Annotated in this window: 20 protein-coding genes; 5 read left to right on the top strand and 15 right to left on the bottom strand. The window is 37.2% G+C overall.

Going from position 1 to position 17824, the window contains the following annotated elements; all coding sequences use genetic code 11:
• Positions 1–228: 228 nt before the first annotated feature.
• From BMZ41_RS08630 to BMZ41_RS08620, 3 genes are read left to right on the top strand one after another with little or no spacing between them, the layout of a single operon-like run.
• On the top strand, positions 229–690 hold the full coding sequence (locus BMZ41_RS08630; protein ID WP_015551008.1) for an RpiB/LacA/LacB family sugar-phosphate isomerase: 462 nt from the start codon (positions 229–231) through the stop codon (positions 688–690).
• Between the two features lie 35 nt (positions 691–725).
• Complete coding sequence (locus BMZ41_RS08625; protein WP_090170929.1) at positions 726–1604, top strand: ParB N-terminal domain-containing protein; 879 nt, start codon at positions 726–728, stop codon at positions 1602–1604.
• Positions 1597–2091, top strand: a complete 495-nt coding sequence (locus BMZ41_RS08620; protein WP_242870719.1) for an HAD family hydrolase — start codon at positions 1597–1599, stop codon at positions 2089–2091. The genes BMZ41_RS08625 and BMZ41_RS08620 overlap by 8 nt, the downstream gene beginning before the upstream one ends.
• 92 nt (positions 2092–2183) lie before the next feature.
• Here the strand turns inward: BMZ41_RS08620 and amrA are convergent, their stop codons facing one another.
• Entirely contained in the window at positions 2184–3569 is a 1386-nt protein-coding gene (gene amrA / locus BMZ41_RS08615; RefSeq protein WP_090170555.1) for an AmmeMemoRadiSam system protein A, read from the bottom strand.
• Between the two features lie 18 nt (positions 3570–3587).
• Positions 3588–4424: an AmmeMemoRadiSam system radical SAM enzyme gene (amrS, locus tag BMZ41_RS08610; protein WP_090528665.1), complete on the bottom strand. Its 837-nt coding sequence runs from the start codon at positions 4422–4424 to the stop codon at positions 3588–3590.
• Between the two features lie 149 nt (positions 4425–4573).
• Here amrS and BMZ41_RS08605 point away from each other — a divergent pair, with 149 nt between their 5' ends.
• Positions 4574–5668: a radical SAM/SPASM domain-containing protein gene (locus BMZ41_RS08605; protein WP_090528661.1), complete on the top strand. Its 1095-nt coding sequence runs from the start codon at positions 4574–4576 to the stop codon at positions 5666–5668.
• Positions 5669–5706: 38 nt separating this feature from the next.
• Here BMZ41_RS08605 and BMZ41_RS08600 read toward each other — a convergent pair whose 3' ends face one another.
• Positions 5707–7362 carry an aminotransferase class V-fold PLP-dependent enzyme gene (locus BMZ41_RS08600; protein WP_090528658.1) on the bottom strand — a complete coding sequence of 552 codons (1656 nt, stop codon included), beginning with the start codon at positions 7360–7362 and terminating at the stop codon, positions 5707–5709.
• A 332-nt stretch (positions 7363–7694) separates the two neighbouring features.
• Between BMZ41_RS08600 and BMZ41_RS08595 the strand changes: the two genes are divergently transcribed.
• Entirely contained in the window at positions 7695–9128 is a 1434-nt protein-coding gene (locus BMZ41_RS08595) for a glycosyltransferase family protein (RefSeq protein WP_090528654.1), read from the top strand.
• A 56-nt stretch (positions 9129–9184) separates the two neighbouring features.
• Here BMZ41_RS08595 and BMZ41_RS08590 read toward each other — a convergent pair whose 3' ends face one another.
• From BMZ41_RS08590 to BMZ41_RS08530, 12 genes are all read right to left on the bottom strand, one after another.
• Positions 9185–10672 (bottom strand): hypothetical protein, encoded by a 1488-nt coding sequence (locus BMZ41_RS08590; RefSeq protein WP_090170546.1) that lies wholly within the window; start codon positions 10670–10672, stop codon positions 9185–9187.
• Positions 10673–10804: 132 nt separating this feature from the next.
• A complete protein-coding gene (locus BMZ41_RS08585; RefSeq protein WP_177184188.1) occupies positions 10805–11902 on the bottom strand; it encodes a flavodoxin in 1098 nt (365 codons plus the stop codon).
• A gap of 49 nt (positions 11903–11951) precedes the next feature.
• Positions 11952–12488, bottom strand: coding sequence for a hypothetical protein (locus tag BMZ41_RS08580; protein ID WP_242870711.1), 537 nt, complete (start codon positions 12486–12488; stop codon positions 11952–11954).
• A 1-nt stretch (position 12489) separates the two neighbouring features.
• Complete coding sequence (locus BMZ41_RS08575) at positions 12490–12912, bottom strand: DUF4430 domain-containing protein (RefSeq protein ID WP_090528648.1); 423 nt, start codon at positions 12910–12912, stop codon at positions 12490–12492.
• A gap of 71 nt (positions 12913–12983) precedes the next feature.
• Positions 12984–13547 carry a GNAT family N-acetyltransferase gene (locus BMZ41_RS08570; protein WP_090528645.1) on the bottom strand — a complete coding sequence of 188 codons (564 nt, stop codon included), beginning with the start codon at positions 13545–13547 and terminating at the stop codon, positions 12984–12986.
• Between the two features lie 39 nt (positions 13548–13586).
• Positions 13587–14135: a GNAT family N-acetyltransferase gene (locus BMZ41_RS08565; protein ID WP_090528642.1), complete on the bottom strand. Its 549-nt coding sequence runs from the start codon at positions 14133–14135 to the stop codon at positions 13587–13589.
• A gap of 31 nt (positions 14136–14166) precedes the next feature.
• Positions 14167–14577, bottom strand: coding sequence for a peptide deformylase (locus BMZ41_RS08560; protein WP_090528639.1), 411 nt, complete (start codon positions 14575–14577; stop codon positions 14167–14169).
• Complete coding sequence (locus tag BMZ41_RS08555) at positions 14558–15103, bottom strand: cysteine hydrolase family protein (RefSeq protein WP_090528636.1); 546 nt, start codon at positions 15101–15103, stop codon at positions 14558–14560. The genes BMZ41_RS08560 and BMZ41_RS08555 overlap by 20 nt, the downstream gene beginning before the upstream one ends.
• A gap of 29 nt (positions 15104–15132) precedes the next feature.
• On the bottom strand, positions 15133–15882 hold the full coding sequence (locus tag BMZ41_RS08550) for a nucleoside phosphorylase (RefSeq protein ID WP_090528635.1): 750 nt from the start codon (positions 15880–15882) through the stop codon (positions 15133–15135).
• Between the two features lie 5 nt (positions 15883–15887).
• Entirely contained in the window at positions 15888–16400 is a 513-nt protein-coding gene (locus tag BMZ41_RS08545; protein ID WP_242942033.1) for a GNAT family N-acetyltransferase, read from the bottom strand.
• Between the two features lie 11 nt (positions 16401–16411).
• Positions 16412–16870, bottom strand: coding sequence for a GNAT family N-acetyltransferase (locus BMZ41_RS08540; protein WP_177184187.1), 459 nt, complete (start codon positions 16868–16870; stop codon positions 16412–16414).
• A gap of 477 nt (positions 16871–17347) precedes the next feature.
• Complete coding sequence (locus BMZ41_RS08530; protein ID WP_090528629.1) at positions 17348–17596, bottom strand: TIGR04076 family protein; 249 nt, start codon at positions 17594–17596, stop codon at positions 17348–17350.
• Positions 17597–17824: the final 228 nt, after the last annotated feature.

Genomic DNA, 17824 nt, shown 5'->3' with positions numbered 1-17824 from the left:
TTTCAATCAGGTAATAGATAACACCTTATATCTATAATTATGCAAACTAAAACTCCAAATGCAATGAATTAATTCTAAAAAATCTATTAAGTCTTCACATATTTATGATATTGTAGAGGTGTTTATAAAAAGAAGCTGTGATGAAATCACAGTTATACAAGACTTCTTGTAGGCAAGGAATCATAGAAAACACCTACAAGAATCCATATATTTTAGGAGGTATTCCATATGAAAATTGCAATGGCAAATGATCATGCAGGAACAGAAATGAAGAATGAAATTAAGGCATATCTTGAGAGTAACGGATATGAAGTTGTAGATTTTGGTACTTATGATGGGGAAAGCTGTGATCTTTCAGATTTTGTTTACCCAGCGTCCCTTGCAGTGGCAAAGGGCGAATGTGACAGAGGCATCTTCTGTGATGGCGTTGGCTACGGTAGCGCTCTTATCGCTAACAAAATCAATGGCTGCTATGCGGCAGTATGTCAGGATCCACTCTGCGCTACTCTCGCAAGACAGCATACTGATTCTAATATCCTCTGCCTGGGCGCAAAAATCATCGGTGGCTTGATGGCCATGGAAGTTGTAAAGACATGGCTTAATACAGATCCACTCATGGAGGAGAAATACCGTCGTCGTGTCCAGAAGGTTTGTGACATTAACGATAAGCATTGCGTACCTGTAAAATAGTAAACATGTGATTTATCCACAAAAAAGGGTAGCCTATGGAAAGCAATACACAATTTGAAACATATATAGCTGATGAAATAGAACGACATGACGGTGTGGCCATTCCAATAAGGTCCGGTCTGCTTCATCGCCTTTTGGTAAGACGATGCAAATGTGAAAATCTGCACCCTAATCCTGATGATGAGTTTTCACAGCCTTCAGTTGGCCCAAGTTATCGAATCATCTCGGACTATGAAAAAAAGTTTCTAAACTCTGAAAGAGTCTATCAAAATTACTTTATGGGTGAGGAACCAATAGTAGTGGAGCGAATTCATCCTGATGGCTATATGATTCTAAATGGTCATCACAGATGGGCTGCGGCCATGAGACTGGGTTACCCAAAGATTCCTATTCAGGTGGTAAATGTAGTTCATAATCAGGAAATCAAAGAAATCGTTCAACATTCAGAGCACAACAAACGAGTTACCCTTGATTTGGACGAGGTTGTTTTCTACAACGGCAAGCAGGGACAGGCTGAAAAAGCACTACCATTTCCACTTAACAAGATTTACCCAGACAGGCTGAGATTGGGAATCCCTGCCTTGTTTAGAATGCTTGAAAAAAACGGTTTTGATATTTGGGTATACAGTATGAATTACTATTCTACTGATTATATTAAAGCCTTGTTGCGTAAATATCATTTAACTGCTACTGGTATAGTTACCGGTACCTCAAAAAGAACTAACCCTGAGGACAAAAAGCTGATGGAAGCACTTTATGTCGACAACTATCTATACACTCTACATCTCGATAATGCTGAAGTCAGTATGTTTGACAATGTAGCCAATGAATTCCGTGTATATCCAATCAATGATCCAGAACACTGGTCTAGAGATGTAATCAACATTATTAAGGAGCTACCTTCTTATGATTAATAATGCTGGTGAGAAAATGCGTATATCCTTCGATCTTGATGAGGTTTTGTTTGTGTCACCTGACACTCACAGGGTTGAAGAGCCACCCGCATTTCCCTTCAATAAAATTTATAAAGAACGACTGCGGCTGGGCACTCCTGCGTTGATTAATGAACTTCAGGAGCTCGGCTTTGAGGTATGGGTTTATACCTCCTCCTTCAGAACGGAAAGCTATATCAGACACCTATTTAGATTGTATAATATTCGTTTTGATGGAATAGTAAATGGTCAGAGACATCTAAAAGAAGTGCAGAAAGATAATACTACTATTCTTCCGCAGAAAATGCCAAGCAAGTACAGAATCGCCTTTCACATTGATGATGAAAAAATCATCGCTTCAAATGGAAAACAATATGGATATGAAACGTACCTTTTAGATGCTGAAGATGAATTGTGGAAAGAAAAAATATTGATACAGGCATACCATTTGAACGCTAAACTTAATTAACAAGGCCAGATGAGTCACACCTCATCCGGCCTTTAATTGTGCAAAAGGAAAAGAGAACTGCCAAAACGACAGTCCTCTGTATGCAACAAAAACTATATATGTCTTACCACTTCAAATCTTTGAAGCTTTACTTCTTCATCTTCTCTAATGCCACCCTTTTGACGGGCTATTGCTATCTGCTGTTCCACAGAATCAACCCCTTCCAAATCCGGAAGCAACAAACCTCTGCGATGTCCTGCGCTAACAATTACGCCATATCGTTTTACATCAAGCTGTGATGGAGAATCGATATCCTCAGGGGCTCCAAGCACATCCACATTTACATCGAGATATGGAAGCTCCTCTGGCCCGATTGGGTTAAATCTAGGGTCCCTTGTGGAGGCACTTATTGCATTTCGTATAATTTCCACCGCCACGTTTTCCGCAGTAGGCATGATGGTACCGATACAACCACGCAGTCTTCCTGTCTTATGAATGGACACAAAAGCTCCTGCCTGTTTTTCGAGCATCTCTGCTGGAAGGCCCTCTGGAACATCTATTATCTTGCCATGCATAATAAAGCTTTCAAGTGATTTCCTTGCAAGCTTTACATAATCATCGGAATTAGCAACTTTCTTTTCCAGCTCACCCTTAAGTTTATCCATAAAAATATCTCTAAAGTTACGGTTGTCATCCTCGCCCTTTGGATAGAACGAGGCTATGCCATAACCAACACCTGTCACATCCTCATGAGAGTACACCTTTGCTTCGACATTTATTCCATCAAGCGCACCAGCCATAATCACAAAGGAACGATGACCGCACTCAGCTGCTTTATCACACAAATCCTCGCTAAAATCAAACATTTCATCAAAGGCAGCACGCCCAGCCACATCCATAATCTTTGCATCATAGACAGGACCTTCCTTTGCAAAGCCATAAGGTCCACTTGGTTGGAGCTTATGAGATAAATCTCCGCTTGCAACAAAAACCACCTTGCGACCACAGTCATTTACTGCTCTTTGAATTAGCTGGCCCAAATGATAATGGTCGAACAGGCTAAGACCAGACAGACCGATACGAACTATCTTTCCACCTTTGTATTTATTTCGAATGAACCACAGTGGCACCATTGTTCCATGGTCAAGCTCTGGATCCTTTTCACCTAAATCTCCAGCTGAGAATTCTTCTTTATCTGCAAGCAGGCAGATTCTATCTCGGAGTTCTTCGTCATACTGTTCCTCAAAAGTCACCTGAGGTGCGTTGAATCTTGCAAAGCTCCCTCTGGCACCATGTCCTGGCGAGATATGAAAATAATCTGAGTACATAATACTATGAGGGCTGGTGATGATGATTGTCTCAGGCTCAAGCTTTGCAATCTCATCTGCCACAGCTTCATAAGAATTAATAGTTTTCCGAACGATTTCCTCGCCGCCTCTGCCTACAGCAGGAACTATCATAGGCGGATGTGGAACCATAAATGCAGCTAAAATCCCCATCTTTTTCCTCCCAATCAATTAGCAGTTACCTGTATAAACGTACCTCAAATTTTTCTCTGCAATACTCTTTAAATGATAAACCTTATCCACTGGAGTAGCATCCCTGTCTGTCATATGAAATCTAGGGAAAAACCTTGATAGATGAAGTGGAATCTCCTCAGACAATGATGCTATCCACTGACTAAGTTCAAGTATTTCCTCATCGCTATCATTTTCCCCTGGAATAATCAGCGTAGTAAGCTCTACATGAGAATGCTTCACAGCCTCAGTGATAAAATCCATTACCATCTGCCGATTGCCCTTCAGCAGCTCTTCATAATAACTGTCAGTAAAGCCCTTTAAATCTATATTCATGGCGTCCACATACTCAAACAATTCTCCAACTGTATCAACATCAGCCATTCCGTTTGAAACCAGTACAGTTTTTAATTCTCTTTGCTTAAGCAGCTTCGCTGTATCCAGAATAAATTCATAGGAAATCAATGGTTCATTATAGGTAAAGGCAACACCGATATTTCCGTTTTTCTTCTGGTCTTCTGCAATTTCTGCCAACTCTTCTGGCGAAACATATCTGGCTTCACGCTTTGTGTATGTCACCTCATCAGACCAGGATATCTGATAGTTTTGACAAAATGGACAGCGTAAATTACAGCCATAGCTTCCAACAGATAATATCCTGCTTCCAGGATAGAATCTGTTAAGTGGCTTTTTCTCGATTGGATCTAGTGCAATAGATGTAAGCATTCCATAATTATCTGGAACTACTTTTCCATCCCTGCAGGTTCTCACTCCACAGAAGCCAAAGCCCCCTTCTGAAATTTTACAATGTCGATAACATACCCCACATTCTGCCATTGTATACCCCACTTATATTCTTTACATACTATCATTATACTCTTTTAAAATTTTAAGATGTATAATATTAATACTATTGACATTATCATAGGAGAAGGTATATTATATTGAACGCAATTAAATTAAGCAAAATGTTTTAGAGGTTTTTAATGGGTAATGAGAATTTTGATATCCAGTCCTATATGACAAAGGGCGTGGAAAGAGTTGTTAAGGATGCAGTTAGAGCCACTTTGAAGAATCCTGCTGAAAGTATTTTCATGGCAAAGTTTGCAATGGCTTCGAAGAAGGCTTCAAATGTCAGAAAAAAATATAAGGATGAAGGATTGCATGTTCCTCCATTTTTGATTGCATCAATCACCAGTAGCTGTAATCTTCATTGTGCAGGCTGCTATTCCAGACAGAATGAGGCTACAAAGGATTGTGAGCCAGTAAATCAGATGTCAGATGAAGAATGGTTAAAGATTTTCAACGAGGCTGAGGAATTAGGAATCAGCTTTATTCTTCTTGCTGGTGGAGAACCACTTCTTAGAAAAGGTGTTATCAAAGCTGCAAGTAATATTCCAAATATTCTTTTTCCAATATTCACAAATGGTGTGTTTATAAGCGATGAATATTTTGAGATGTTTGATAAGAACAGAAATCTTGTGCCTATCATGAGTATAGAAGGTCATAAAGAAGCAACCGACAACCGCAGAGGTGAAGGCATTTACGACAAGTTAATTTCAAATATGGAAACCTTCAAAAAGAAGGATTTGATTTTTGGAAATTCAGTGACAGTTACCACAGAAAATTTTGAAGATGTTTTATCAGATGATTTTATTCAAATGCTTGGTGGCTATGGCTGTAAAGCTGTTATATTCGTCGAATATGTCCCTGTCTCAGATGAGAGTAAGGATTTAGCATTATCAGAAGCACAGGAAGAACAGCTTAGAGCACGTATTGCAGAGCTTAGAGAAAAGTATGAGGAGATGGTATTCATCTCATTCCCTGGAGATGAAAAATCATCCGGTGGATGCGTGGCTGCCGGAAGAGGATTTTTCCATATTAACTCTCACGGCGGGGCAGAGCCATGTCCTTTCTCTCCTTATTCAGATACAAATGTAAAAGAGGCTTCCCTAAAGGGTGCTATTTCTTCAAGACTGTTCAAGGTACTTCAGGATACAGATATCCTTAAGGATGACCATGTAGGTGGATGCGTCCTCTTTGAAAAGCGCGACCAGGTACAGGCTATTTTAAATTCATAGATAAAGAAAGTGGCTCAGGAAAACCCGAGCCACTTTTTTTATATAGCCTCTTGCTGAACTTTGGCTAATATTTCATTAATTCCATTTATCTGATCATGGTTAAGGAAGTTCTTAACAAAATCTGCATGAATCAATTTGCAGTTATAGTTTTCCACTTCCTCTTTTGTTCTATCCATGTAAATATCCTGTAGAAGTGACATAACGCCTCTTACAACCACGGATTCACTGTCGGCCTCAAAAGAGAATTTATTCTCCACCCAATCGGTTTTGAGCCATGTGTTTACCTGACAGCTCTTAACAAGATTATCCTCATTCTGCTCTTCCTCTGGAAGCTCCTGCAACTCATCTGCACATGCAGTGATAAGGGCGTACTGATTGATTCCTGAGCCAATCTCAGCAAAATCATTGATAATCTCTCTCTCAACATCTTCCATGGACATTCTTCCACATTCTGTTCTTCCTTCCATGGCAGGTACAGATAAGATTTCCTTCATACAATCAACAAAATAAAGAATCTCTTCCATTGTGTTGTAAGGTGCAATCGAAACTCTTACGATACTCTCTGCCCCCAAAGCACGAAGGTAATTATGAGCACACATGTGTCCACTTCTAACAGCAATGTTGTAGCTGTCTAACATTTTGCATACATCGTAGGAATGAAGCTTATTAGTTGTAAATGAGAGACAACCGAAACGCTTATCAGGTTTTCCTAATATATTAATACCATCAATTTTTCCTAACTCTTCCTCAAGCTTCTTCATAATAGAAGCTTCGGACTCCTCAATTACTTCTTTGCCAATATTCTTCTCAGCATCAAGCCAAAAATCAATAGCAGCACCCAGTCCAATTACTCCTACATAATTAGGTGTGCCAGCCTCGAACTTTCTTGCTCCATCAAAAAATACTGCATCGTCGTGGTATACCTGATAAACTATTCCGCCGCCAAAGTAACCTGGTCTAAGCTTGTTCTGAAGCTCCTTCTTTACATATAAAACTCCTGTACCAGTTGGGGCTCCAATCTTATGACCAGAAAAAACATAAAAGTCTGGACCAAGCTTTGAAATACTCTTTCTTCCGTGCACTACTCCCTGTGCACCGTCTATCAAAACCAGTCCATTTGTTTTTTCACGAGTAGATTTAATGATTCTATCTACTGAATTTTTAATTCCTGTTACATTAGAACATTCTGTAACAGAAACTATCGCTACCTTTTCAGAAAGCATATTTTCGAAGGCATCATAATCAAGTGTTCCATCAGCCAAAACTGGAATGATTTTAAGAGTTGCCTTCTTTCTTTTTGATAATGCCAGCCATGGTAAAAAATTAGAATTATGCTCCATCTCTGAAACAATTATCACGCTGTCCTCAGAAATGAGATGCTCTACCATCTGTGCAGCCATATTTACTGAGCCTGTTGTACCAGATGTGAAGACTATTTCCTCTGGATATTTGGCATCAATAAATTCTCTGGTTTTCTCCCTTGCTTCCTCATAATAATCGGTAGCTTTTTCGCTTAATGCATGAATTCCTCTATGGATATTGGAATTACTGGTGTGATAAAAATCACATATGCTTTCCAACACACTTTCAGGAACCTGCATAGTCGCACTGTTGTCCAGATACGTGTAATTCGCACCTGCCACACCAGAATCCAGCAACTTGAAATTCCGGCGCAGTTCCTCCATTGTTTTCATAATTTATTCTCCTAATATATATATTTGCTCAAGGATGTTTTGAAATCATTTTTCGGGTCACAAACATTCTAGCAATATAGGAGATTTCATTAATCTCGAGCAACCGCAAGAAGTATACTATCACACTATTTAACTACGTGATATAATAATTTGTTGATTAAACAATAATACTCACTGTTTATTACAAAAACACCAAGTAGGTCTCATCTTCTATTATGTTATAACCTAATACTCTCTCAATAAAACGGCCAGCTAGTAGAAAATTATATTGAATGGCACCTCAAAAACATCTATTATTAGTATCGTACATTTCATTTTAAGGGGATTAGTTTATGAGTAAAATTGATAGACGTTTCATCGTAATTCTATTATTAATTTCAACAGTACTTACTCTGTTTTTTACCTATAGAAAAATGGACTACAATGTTGATGAGGTTTGGACCTTTGGACTTGCCAATAACATTGGCAGTATTTGTCCTGACATCGAATTCGGAAAGAAGTATTCGGGCGAAGGTTTTTATAAAGACTTTATGGAAGTTAGCCCAGAGAACACCTTTAATTATGGTAATGTTTTAAGTAATCAGGCTAACGATGTTCATCCTCCACTCTATTATTTTTTCATCCATACCATTTGCTCTATATTTAAAGATTCCTATAGCTTGTGGTATGGCATTGCAGTAAATATCTTTTGGATGTTTTTGATTATCCCAATACTTTACTTACTTGGTAAAGAGCTGACTCACGATAGTCGAAAGACTTTTGGATTTATTCTTGCTTACACTACAAGTATGGCTTTTATGGATACTGTTCTTCTTATAAGAATGTATGCACAGTTCACCTTCTTTACTATTTTGCTGGCATACCTTTTTAAGAAATATTGGGACAAAACTCTAGATAAAGGATTCTATCCTGCATATTTTGTCATTACCATTCTGGGAATGCTTAGCCATTACTATTTTGTAATTTTCCTATTTTTTATTTCTTTAGCTTTTGGAATACATTTAATACTTGAGAAAAAATATAAAGAACTAAGGAATTGTATTCTCACAGCCTGCGGATCGGCAGTTGTTTATTTATTGTTATGGCATCATATATTTAATCACATCTTCAGAGGAGGAAGAGGTCGCCAAGCCTTAAGCTCTGCTGCCTCCATTGATGTAACCTCAATAATATTTGCCATCATTGCAATTATTAGTTTGGCTGTCGTTATAAAGAGGGGCAAAGAAAAATACACCTATAGTACAGCTCTTCTCCTTTGCGGCTTGCTTTACGTTTTAGTTGTTCTTAAGGTTGCACCATTTTACAGTTTCAGATATTGGATGCCAATAGTATTTATTCCTTTTTATTTGGTGTTTGATATTGTAGATTCTATAATTGTAAATAGAACAAAAACCAGTTATCGTAAATACGTATCTTTCTCTGTATTCCTTCTGATAAATATAATCAGCTTTGCAGCACTTGGCTTTCATACTTCAAAAGATTTTTATTCGCGTGAGTATGAAAAGTTGTTATCGAATATAGAAGGTAAAGATTGTATTTTCTATATTGAGGAGGACTGGGAGGCGCTTTGTTATTTTGTGCCAGCTCAAAAGGCTAGCTCATATATCTTTGTAAATCCAGACACCTTAGATTTGGTCAAGGATATGGATGAAAGCTATATTTTCTCAACACGCTATGAAAATCTTGATAAAATTGAAATCAATAAGGATATGAAACCGATTTACAATCCTCAATATGCACTACAATACTATGAGGTGAATCATTAGGTAAACTAAAATAACCATGCTGATAAATAATCAACATGGTTATTTTTATATCCTTGTTAGAACGAACCCGTACTCCTTTCTTCCGGAATACCATACTTTTCGTTCTTCTCCTCGGTTACAATGATGTCTTTAACTTTAATCTCTGGTTTAATTATCTTGTGTCTATACAAGGCACTACTATATCTATCTCCGATAGTTTCTACACTAACAGGCCAATTTCCACCTTCATTAAACTTTGGTATTTCAAGAACAAGCTCAGTTTCTCCCTTTTCTTCTGCTTCCTTAAATTGATCAATAACATCATTCATTAAAGCTTCACTCTTGTCATAGGTGATATTTGAATAGTTGTAGGAATTAAGTATTCTGCCTGGGAAGATAAAAAATAGTACCAACGTTCCTAACAATATCAATGGTGCGCGTTTGTATTTTGAATTAGTTTTTATAAGCTCATTTAAACATGCAATCATACCCATAAATAAATAGAAAAGACTGCAAATCGATACCTCTGTTCTAAGCATATACGATGGTTCTGACGATGCACTTAACATTATGAGATACAGTATTCCAAAACCAATAATAACTGCAAATTTTAGTGCTGTGTCATTAAGCTTTTTCCCATGTAATTTGAACCATGAAATAAATACTACCAAATCCAAAATAGTAACAAACACATTCTTAGCTACAATGCTGGCTACGGCATATGCTGTAACTATTGGAATATTTAAAATAAAGTTCTTATGGATATTGTCAGCTCTGCCTCCGGTAGTCTCTAAAATATTTGCTCCGAACCAACAGATAATAATAATCAAATTCAACCAATTAGCAGTACAGTATTTCTTTAAATCAAATTCCTTTGCTTTTATGTCATTAATAAGATTTAATAACAGTTCAACACCCACATAAGTTGCAAGGACTACCGATGAAAACAGGTTGGAATTAATGCAAAAGTAAGTCCAAAAAGCAACAATCAATTTATGAGGCAAATTACTTTCATTAAACCATTTTTTAATACCGCCATATGACATAAAATGCATAACCAAAATTGCATTTATTATCATAGATAAAACATAGTAATAAAAGCATGTTAGATTAATTGCACCTATCATGAAATAATTATCACTGCCTTTGTAAATATGCGAAATAAAATGAAGCAAAATGAACAGACAGCCATAAGCTATACTTGTCTTTGCTGTTGCAAATTTACGCTTGTAGAACAACACCGCAAACTGGACAAAATAAATTGTAAATACCATGCTTGCAAACAAGCCGTGAGCAAGTGTTAATGAGCGGCAATAATTGTTTATTATGGGATTGATTACCAATGCGCCAAAATAAGATACAGCTGGCATTGCAGTTTCAGGAAAAACTCTTGTAGGATTCCAAACATGAATCATTGGAATGGGTTTGCGAAGCTGAGCTATATATAGCCAGTCATCAGCATCATAAACCTCCAATGGATTTAGAACAGTAAAAAATAAGAACATTATCGTAAATACGAAAAGTCCAAAGATAATAAAATAAGAAATATCACTTTTTTTCTTCATAATACTCATACTCCCTTAAATAATCCGATTTTTATTATACACTATACCCGCGTAATGTAAACTAAAAGAGCCATGCTATTTGCAGCATGACCCTCCTAGCAATATTTTAATAATAAGGGAATAATTTTAAAATCAATTGCTTCCTGTATTCCAACTGCGAAGCAACTCAATCAACTGATTTCCTGCATCTGGGATGTCCTCACAATAAATGCTTGCCCCTGGAACTACCTTTGCATTAGGGCAGAGCTCTTCAATCTCAGATATCGTATTTCCGTATCCACTGCTTCCATGAGTTATGATTAGATAGATTGTCTTTCCATCGAAATCATTATTCTCAAGAAATGTGGCAACAGGCATTGGAATCGAACCCCACCACAGTGGGTAGATAAGAATAATTGAATCATATTCTGAAACATCAATTGGCTCCACACCAGGTCTGGCTTGGGCTTTAAGCTCATCACCAGCCACCACAATCGTGTCACTGTAAGATGATGGATACTTTTCTCCAGTGAGAGTGATTGCTTCTGATTCGAATCCTGTGATGTCACAAACCATCTTCGCCAATAGCTGGTTGTTACCCATCATTTCTCCATCTGACATAAGGAGAGATGCACCAGAAACAGCATCAACATCTGGCTCAAAATTACTATTTCCCATTCTTGTAAAATATACTACCAGCGGCTTGTTTCCTTGCCATTCTATAGTTGCTTCTGGCTGCTTATCTGCATAGGAAATCTCCACGCTTCTCTTTTGACGATTTAAAAATGGTACTCCAAAGATACCAAGCGCGAAAGCAATTACACTTGCAATAACGATTCCCACAACAGCAAGTTTCTTTCTCTTAGCGTGCCAGAATCCGTGCATTCCACCGTGGATTACACCAAGCGTAAGTACAGCTGTAGCAAGATAACGGTGCAAATCTGCGCTGCCCATGAAATGGAACCAGGTAAACAAAAATCTTGATACCCCCATACTGCTGAGCATCAGAATTATGATTGTCAAAACCAGCAGTATAGTAATGATATCAAAAAATCTCCGAGAGGCAGGTTTATCCTTAATCAGGATTGTCTTGGCCCACCAATTCTTAATGCAAAGATGAATAATGAGACATACAAAAAATCCTATTCCAAGCAGCTCGTGTAAATTGTTTCCAATAAACACGTACATCATCTGAACCAGCAGAATCACATACATAATAATGTCTACAACCACGCCTACCTTCTTTTTCATACACTCCTCCATTTCGTGCTAAAACTCTTATCCTATTTCTTGAAGATACTCAACAATTGGTTCTATAAGCTATCGTTTTCATTACATTTTTTATAGGTGTATAAAGAACCACCATAAATGTAAAATTACCTGCACAGTGAACCATATCCCACATTATTCCTGATACCCACCAGGAAAATGCGGTATTAAATCCTGCAACTACTCCACCAGAACTTAATCCGATGAAAAAATATGTAATTGAACAAAGCATTCCAAAGCAGAGACCAAATATCCCTGATACAATTCCCCAGAATAATGCGGAATCTTCCTTCCTAAAAATCCATGTTATGAATACAAGCAATGGCCAGATATAAAGATACATTATCCACCATGTATTCATTCCATAGACGACACCTTCCACCAAGATAAACGCAGGAACAACTGCCGCCACTTTTCTTCCAAAATAAAGAGTGAACATAATCAGCCAAAATGTGGTCAGCTCGATGTTTGGTAAAAAACTAAGAGCCACTTTACATACTTCAATTACAGCAATCATCATCCCCGCCAAAGCAATATCTTTAGTGGTAAAACAGATTTTATTATTCATATTATTCTGCAGATTCATATTTCCAAGTATAGGTATCTCCATCACCTACTGGCTGCTCAGTTACACCATACTGTCCATACTCTCCATTTACATATAATGCCCAATAAGCATTGTCCTCAGCATAGATAGCCTGCTCTCCGTTGATTACTTCTACCATGAGACCATAATCACCTTCCTGGCCACTAAATGAGAAAGAGCTGTCACAAGCGGCTAACTCATCCATAGCATCCTTCAAATACTCAGCATCTGTGTTAACATCGTACTCTGAACTAGTGCCATTAGAATCTACTACTTCAATTACTATGGCCTTTTCGCCAACTGTGCCCTTAGCAGCAAACTTGTTGTAGCATAATAAAAAGCCACCAATGAGCGCTGCTAAAATAACCAAACCTACTACTATTTTCTTTGTTCTTTTCTTTTCCATTTCAATATTCTCCTTTTCTTATTACACTTACTTTCATTTATATTCCATCGTAAATATTAAATTTTTTTCTGCTAATTTATTCTTCTTATATTTTTCTTGAATTTCTCCTCAGTTAAGAAGCTCTTATAGAATCTTTCATACAGATTCCAAGCCTCATCTTTATCCTTAAATTGAGTCTTTCCTGCTTCTAATATTATGTAGTTAACACCAAAACAATTTACACGAAGACCTGTGTCTCTACAGCTATTGCGTAGATAGAAGTTTAGACGCCTGGTTTGAAGCTTCTTTTGCTCTTCATCCTCTGTATAGTCTGGATTTTCTACTTCTCCAAAAATTCTATCTGCTGTTTCAAGATAGTCATCTATAATACCTAGCAGATTCGCTCCTATACCCTTATTTCTAAATTCTGGAAAGATAGCTATATAATCTATTAGATAGCTGTTATCAAGCTTTACCATGAAGGTATAGCCAACCATTTCCTCTTTTTCATAAAGCCCCAGGCAGTCATAAAAACCTTCACGCACTGATTCTAGAATCATATTCAGTGGCTTCAATTCATCCTTGGGAAAATCTATTACCATATGCTCATTGTAGAGCTTCGTTATTTGGTTCTCTTTTAATTGTTTTAAGTTCATATATCTGCTCTATTATCTCCAGTATTTCGTAACACTATATTAGAATATCTTTACCATAATTATTTCATCTCTATATGTTCCATCCTTGAGCTTAAATGCCCTTGGATTTTTGCCATATTCTTCAAATCCAAATTTTGAATATAAGTGTCTTGCTCTGTCATTATCGCTAAAGACACCTAATTCCACTTGTTCAAATCCATTTTCTTTTGCCTGATTCAAAGCAGTCTGCATCATAAAGCTACCAAGTCCTAAGCCTGTATACTGCTGCCTAATTGACATTCCCAAGTATCCTCGATGAAGAAATTTAATGTGAGGTCTTACTACTCTCACTGCTAGATCTCCTACCATTTCATCACCGATATAGGCATTCACCATAAAGTCTTTTTCATCTTTTGATATACCCTCTAAAATGTCTTTCGTTCTTTCAAGATTGAAAGGTCCATCCTCTGGATATCTAGCCATAAAATGTGTTTCTGCTGCAACCGCTTCTCTGTGCTCTACTACCTTTTGTGCATCCTCGGCTATGGCACTCCTTATTGTAACTTCTTGCCCATCTGATAAAACATATTTCTGTTGATTAATTATCATCCAATGTTGTCCTCACAAATATATTAAGTTCTTATATTACTATCCCATTACAATGGTCAATCTGGTGTTGAATAGATTCAGCAGTAAGCCCAGTATACTTGGCATGCTGTGGTTCAAAGTTTTGATTAAGGAAATCGACTTCAATCTCTTCATATCTGGTGCAAGGTCTTACTCCATCTAAGGAAAGACATCCTTCCTCAGTCTTATACTCGCCCTTCTTTTTGGTAATCTTTGGATTAATCATTACAAACTGAAAAGGACCAGCCGCAACAGCAATAATAGTCTTCCTTTCTCCAATCATGTTGGCACACATACCAACACAGTGATCTATGTTAGCTCTTAATGTATCCAGCAAATCCTGTGCTATCTGCGCATCCTTCTCTGTGGCAGGCTCGCACTTCTGCGCCAAAAACATTTGATTTCTAATTATCTCTCGTACCATAATTTCTCTCCATCATTATAATAGCCTCTTCTACAGATACACATTGTGCAAATCTCTCAGGCCACATCATTTCGTTATAATACCTGTATGTTGTCTCACCATTCATGTAATCATTATCAAAAGTAGAATTTGTTCCCTTTGGAATAATTACCTTGAAGCCTCTTTCAAAGGCAGATTTTACTGTTGCATCAATACAAAAATTAGTTTGTAATCCAACAATCATTAGGCGCTTATCTTCTTGTTCTTGTAAGTGTTGAGACAACTTCTCATTCCCAAAAGCACTATTGATAGTCTTAACATAAACCTTTTCATGCTCGCTTGGAGCAACCTGATCTGCTATCTCATAGTCCTCATCTCCTACCGAAAAACCTGTTCCAGGACCATCATCATGCTGAACATAAATAATCTCAATATTCTTTGCTCTTGCAGCATCAATGACCTTCTTTGTTTCTCGTATGAAGCCATCGAAATTATATAATCTGTTGTCTGTAATTCCTTTTTGTATATCAATAACTAATAATACCATTTTTGACTCTCCATTTTGACTAACTAAGCTTATATTCTTACCGCAACTTCTAGTGCTATAAATAACTTTCCAAGACTGTGATTTGCATTTTTTAATTCTTTCACTTCGTAGCCGCTATCTGCAAGTACATCACCAGCTTCAAGAAAATCATACAGTGTCAAACCATAAAAATCACATAATGCCTGAACACCAGCAAGTTCCATTTCTACTGCTATACATCCTTCAGATTTTCTTTTTGAAACCAGCCCTTTTGTCTCTCTGAGCATTGAATCTGTTGTCCACACTCGACCTTTTACATGTGGGATATCTAGCTCTTCAAAAATTTCTGATAATCTCTCAGAACCTTTTATATCAATATAATCTGCCGCCGGTGCATAATAATATGATGTGCCTTCGCCTCGGTAACTTTGGGTTGGCACAATGAATTTACCTGTTGTGGCTTCGGGATTTAAGCTTCCACAGGAGCCAAACATAATAAATTTTGTAGCACCTGTTTGCCAGTGAACCTCATAGCAAGTTCCTGATGTAACAGCTGCTCCGATACCTGTTAAATAGAATGCTATTTTTTCGCCATTATGTTCAACTAAATATATAGGTGTATTTCCATTACAAGCAGTTATTGTTCCGATGTTTTCACATGCATAATTTGCCAGCAAATAATCATGAATTTCTTTAGAAAAAATAATTAAGCATTTATCAGTAATCTCTTTAGGTTTACCATAAAATGCTTCAAGATTTACTATTGGTTCTGTTTCGATATCATAAAAATCTTTTAACATATTTTCTATCCCCAAACACTCTTACTTATTTCATAGACTCCATCATGATAAGCACCTTCTCCTTCAAAGAAGGTTTCAAATCCGCATTTTTCCAGGACTCTTCCTGATGCTTTGTTTTCCAATAAACGAATTCCATAAACTTCATCTACGCCAACTTTCTTTGCTATAATCGGAAGAAATGCTTTTACTGCTTCCGTTGCATAGCCTTTGCATGTATGCTGTTTTGCAATATGGTACCCAATCTCCCATTTGCCTTCTCCAATGGGAACAAGTTGAACGTACCCTATATTTACATCATCCTCTTTCAAAAGCAATGCATAAACCATCGGCCCATCAGTGGAATTATATTGAGACATTAGGAATTCCACCGTATCCCTGGCCTCTTCCAATGTTTCAAATACTTCATCAGGTACAAATCTTCTTATATCTTCATCTAATGAATTTCTGTGGACGTCCTCCACCATATCCATTGTCATCTCAACTATTAATAATCTATCTGTTTCAGCTAATATATTCAAAACGTTACACCTCACTTCAAAGCCAACACATACACCTGGCAGGGATTCCACTCATCCCACAATAGTGGAAAAACTTCTAGTTCTTTAAAACCGCAACTGATATAAAAATGGTTTGTATTATCATAATCTTCATAGACTCCCATTTTTACAGTCTTAACCTGCATGAATTCATAACCTTCAGACCTAGCTATCTCTTTTCCTCTTTCAACAAGCTGACGTCCTATGCCCTTCCTATGATACTCTTTTAAAACTCCCATCACAGCAATTTCCACAGTAGCTTTTCCTGTTTCCTTTAAGCACAAAAATCCTACGTCATTATTACCATCTCTAGCTACTAAAAATGTCCACTCTGCACTACGCGTAATGTAGTCTTCTCTACTCTCCTCAATTCCAAACCAATCGGTAAGAGCCTCCAAGATTTTCCTAGCTATGTTTTGCTTTTCTGTTGGATTAATTACTTCTATAATCATTATGTTTCCCCTACCATTCCAAAGTTAGCAATGTTTTTTTGTAAATAAATCTCATCAAATCCCAAGTATCGCAACTAAGTAAAAAATAAAGCATCCTACACATTCATGCGATAAACATTTATTGTATTGTTGCTAAATTTTTTAAATCCTACTACAAAAATCAATTATCTCTTTTTTTCTAGGTTCTACATCCTCTTTATATTCAATCGATGTCAGGCCCATTTGAGCAACGGACTCTATATCAAGATGACCATAAAAATGTTCAATAGTACTGATGATTCTTTCGCATTCCGGCATATTAGGTCCAGTTCTCAAAGCAATCGAATATCCCTTCTTTCCAGGCTTAATTGCAGCATGGGGTTCATGTGTGTTGCACCATGGAGTGCACCTGTCAATAAAAGCTTTGAACTGTCTTCTTTAATATGAATATCAGCTTCTTGGTTACTCAACTTTGATATGTTTGAATTCATAGATTATCTACTCTAAAACCTCCCCATGTATGCAAACCCTTCCTTCATCCGGACATTTTGCATCAAACATTTTTGCTCTTACATCCCCATAGTCAAGGGTAGCACCATTTTGCAAGCCATAGACTGAAGGATATATATTATTCCATAACTCATGACATAATGGTGGACATAAGTCATCCACTATAAACTCCTGTCCTTCCTTGAAATACCCACATCTACATTTACTCTTTGTAATTGTAAGCTTCACTTTTGGCATAGCTATTCTCCCTTAAAAATTAGATTTACGGAATATTTAACATCTCATGTCATTTTTGCCGTAGTCAATTTTGGTATATTGAACCTCTTTACGGAACAACTAGCTTAAAACAATTGTTTTTCCGTAGTAATTTTGAATCAAATCACTTACATCCTTGCAACATGCAAAAAATCCTACGGAAAACAAGGACATAAACTCTTAATCTTCCGTAAAAGCAATGTTAACTAC

The sequence above is a fragment of the Pseudobutyrivibrio sp. UC1225 genome, assembly GCF_900115215.1.
In the GTDB taxonomy this organism is placed as follows: Bacteria; Bacillota; Clostridia; order Lachnospirales; family Lachnospiraceae; genus Pseudobutyrivibrio.
This window is presented reverse-complemented; position numbering and strand designations above follow the sequence as displayed.